The following is a 2,603-nucleotide window of genomic DNA, read 5'->3' on the forward strand; positions in this document are numbered from 1 at the left end:
ACCTTGCGCCGTCAGAGTTTGCGGCGAAACATCGGGCAACCGCGGATACTCCTGCCGCTTTCTTCCAGGAGCTGGTTTAAAGGGACTTTGCTAGAAGCCCATTGGCTCTATTGAAGGGGGCAGGTCAATATGGCTTCGATCGAAGAGCGGGCCGCTCGAGCAGCGAAGATTGCGTCCGTGCTTCGACCGCTTGGCAACGGCGTGCTTTCCCGGCAGCAGGCTGAACGAGCAGCACAGCTATTAGGCGTTCACTGCACCGTCGTATATCGCCTGCGTCGACGTTTCCTCGCAGGTCCGGTCGCCAGCACATTAGAGCCAAGGCAGCCGGGTAGGGCGACCGGGAGCAGCCTGCATCACGGTGGAAGAGGGAGTGGCTCGATCCGACAGCCGACTACTGCCGGGTGCACCACAGCCTGCTCGAGACTGGTCCGCAATCGATTTTTGCCAGAGCTCCGAATTTCGACGCCGCGCTGCGGGCGATATCACGATATCGATGCCCACAGCTGAGGCCCGGCCATGCCTCCAGCTTAGGCTAAGCAAAACACTACGCTAGCAGTATTTGCGAACATTGCTAGCACTCCTTTGGGCACGGCTAGCATTGATTGTGAACTCCTACAGTTTCTGACCGCTGTTGGCATGGTGTCGGAACTTGGCGATCTATCGCGATTTATTCATCCGCGTCAGCTCATGGCATGTTCGGCGTGACGCCATCCGAACACTCGTCCGGCGGCAAGCGACGCCAGGGAGCCATCACCAAAACCGGCAACAGCTACGCCCGTAAATTGCTGGTCGAGGCCGCCTGGAGTTACCGGCATGCAGCTCGCGTCGGGCCACAGATTCAACGTCGACATTAGGGACTACCAAAAGTGGTTATCGACCGTGCCTGGGACGCCCAGGTTCGGTTATGCCAGCGGTACCGCAAGCTGGCAGCGCGGCAAGAACGCCGGCATCACGATCGTCGCCGTCGCGCGCGAACTGGTTGGCTTTATTTGGGACATCGCTCGTCTCGCAATGACGGCGACGTCCCCGCGCAGTGCCTGATACGCCAACGAGGATTTGCAAATTGATGGGCATCATCACGGAGAGTTTCCTGAAGGCGGCGTAGCCCGGTACTCGAGCAACCCGCGGTTCAACTAGGCAACAGGCAAGGCAAGGTATGTCCAATTTGCGCCATTAGAGAGCGGCAGGCTCATGAGACGGACCTCTGTAATGCGGTACCCAACCCGCGCATATCAGTGTGATCCACCGTCGTCGTTACTGCTACGTCGCCCTCAGGAAATTCGAATGTCCACGGAACCCCGAAAACCGGTCGCTTCGGTTGACGCGGAAAGTCATATCAGTTGACCACTACACGAGCATCACGCGAAACGGCTTGGCTTCTGTCGACGGGATGTGAGCGCGAGTCTCGGAGGATACGATTCGTTCTTCTGCAACCACGTTTCCTCCCATCGACTCAGAATCGGCAGCGCCATTCGTCAGACCAATATGGGAGGTCCAGATAGGGTGGACGTGGTGCCTTTACATAGTGCGCTTAGGCATTTTCTTATATACATAGCCATAGTTATGTCGGAAGATTCGAGTCGATGCCAATAGCGGATGTTGATCGTTAATGATTCGTTAATATGAATTTGATTTTAGTGTTCGATTTTCTCCATTTTGGCTAGAATATTGGGCATTCAACTTCTCGCATGCACTTCAGATGTGTAAAATTGATTGCTGATGGCAATCTACTCGGTGCGGCATATAGAGTAATGAAAAACAAAAATTTAAATAAAAGGCATCTTCGTAGTTTCGTCATCGGTTTAGTTGCGATCGCGCTCTTTTCATCACGAGTACACGCGAACATGTTGGTCTATCCAATGTCGGCAACGATCGGAGCTGGCAACGAATCAGCCGCGGAGCTACGCATCTACTCAAAATCAGATGCGACGCAATACGTGAAGGCGATCGCGAAGCGCGTGACTGATCCGGCGACGGATCGCGAGCGCGAGGTGGCCAGCATGAGCTCCGGTGACGACGCGATTGTGATCTCGCCAGCGAAGTTCGCATTGCCGGCCGGCGGCACGCGACTCATCCGGGTGATTCCTTTGGGTGTGCCGCAGAAAGAGGTGCTGTATCGCATTTATCTGCAGCCGGTGGCGGCACCGACCGACGATGATTCCACTGAGAAGAGCGATGTATCCGGAAAGGTCAATTTCAACCGACCTAGGTTTAAGCTCACGCGAGCATGAGGTGCTCCGCTGTTATCTCGCCGGCATGTCGGTGTCGGACATCGCGTCGAAGTGTTCCCGCAGCCCGAAGACGATTAGTGCACAGAAGCAATCGGCTTTTCGAAAACTCGGCATTCGGAGCGATGCTGAGCTATTTGCGTCTCGAAAAATGTTCGAGCAAAGATAACCCCAGACAATGGATTGCTGAGTGGGCATTAAATATCAAACGCTTACTTGACATAATTAACATTGGCACCGAAAAGTCTTGTAGTAGCTTTTTAGAAATGTCGTGTTCTAGCCATTTAGAAATGTCGCATTTGGACCTCGGTAAGCTTGCCGGTTCCCCGTCAGATCATGGAGCCGACGATGCACCGAACAGCTCTGGTGACATTG

Annotated in this window: 2 protein-coding genes and 2 pseudogenes; all 4 read left to right on the forward strand. The window is 54.4% G+C overall.

What is annotated here, in order from left to right:
* Positions 1 to 612: 612 nt before the first annotated feature.
* A pseudogene (locus H0X91_RS34545) lies at positions 613 to 1,041 on the forward strand (transposase); the annotation flags it as partial.
* 710 nt (positions 1,042 to 1,751) lie between these two features.
* The gene (locus H0X91_RS34550; RefSeq protein WP_330165492.1) at positions 1,752 to 2,231 is read left to right on the forward strand and encodes a hypothetical protein; all 480 of its coding nucleotides are present in this window, start codon (positions 1,752 to 1,754) and stop codon (positions 2,229 to 2,231) included.
* Positions 2,212 to 2,397 (forward strand): annotated as a pseudogene (gene cblR / locus H0X91_RS34555) (cable pilus system response regulator transcription factor CblR); the annotation flags it as partial. The gene H0X91_RS34550 and the pseudogene cblR, both read left to right, overlap by 20 nt.
* A partial coding sequence (locus H0X91_RS35185) for a hypothetical protein (protein ID WP_230878104.1) occupies positions 2,354 to 2,603 on the forward strand: 250 nt, incomplete at its 3' end. The pseudogene cblR and the gene H0X91_RS35185, both read left to right, overlap by 44 nt.

This window comes from Burkholderia sp. 9777_1386 (genome assembly GCF_015712265.1).
Lineage (GTDB): Bacteria > Pseudomonadota > Gammaproteobacteria > Burkholderiales > Burkholderiaceae > Burkholderia > Burkholderia cenocepacia.